Origin of the sequence: Herbiconiux sp. VKM Ac-2851, assembly GCF_013205105.1 — a bacterium.
GTDB lineage: Bacteria > Actinomycetota > Actinomycetes > Actinomycetales > Microbacteriaceae > Herbiconiux > Herbiconiux flava.
In genome coordinates this window covers 1-641 of sequence record NZ_JABMLJ010000008.1, presented here as the reverse complement: position 1 = coordinate 641, position 641 = coordinate 1, and the positions used below count along the sequence as shown (strand labels likewise).

The window sequence follows — 641 nt, the reverse complement described above, 5'->3', positions numbered from 1 at the left end:
GAATCGTTGTGCGGGAGGTCTGGACGCGTCCAGCCGAGCACGGATGCGGTAGCCTCGTCGCAGAGGGAAAAATCCCGCCAGGCCCCGGTCGGCGGAAACGCACAAGCGTCTCGTGGGAGTCGCCACTTCTTCATCGAAGGAGTGCGCCCATGTACGACCCCACGACCTCGTCGGCCGAAGCGGTCCCACCGGCCCCACCGCAGCGTCTTCGCGACGCGTGGATTCCTCTGGCCGGCCTCTCCGCGGTGTTCCTGTTCGAGATGCTCGACAACTCCGTCTTGAACGTCGCGCTTCCGACCATCGGGCGCGAGCTGACGGCGTCCACCGCGTCGCTGCAATGGATCTCCGGCGCGTACTCGGTCGCGTTCGGTGGCCTGATGCTGCTGTTCGGCGCGGTCGCAGACCGTGTCGGCCGGCGTCGGGTGATGCTCGTCGGCCTGACGCTTCTCGCGGTCGCGAGCATCCTGACCCTGTTCGTCACCTCGGTGGAACAGCTGATCGCCGTGCGTGCTCTGATGGGGGTCGCCGCGGCGATGACGACGCCGGGATCGATGGCGTTGGCGTTCCGCCTGTTCGACGAGGACGATCTGCGCGTGCGCGCCCTGACGGTCATCTCGACCGCGGGGCTGGTCGGCCTGGCC

General features: G+C 68.0%; 1 protein-coding gene. It reads left to right on the top strand.

The window, feature by feature from the left end:
• Positions 1–149: 149 nt before the first annotated feature.
• A partial coding sequence (locus HQQ85_RS20705; RefSeq protein WP_173184747.1) for an MFS transporter occupies positions 150–641 on the top strand: 492 nt, incomplete at its 3' end.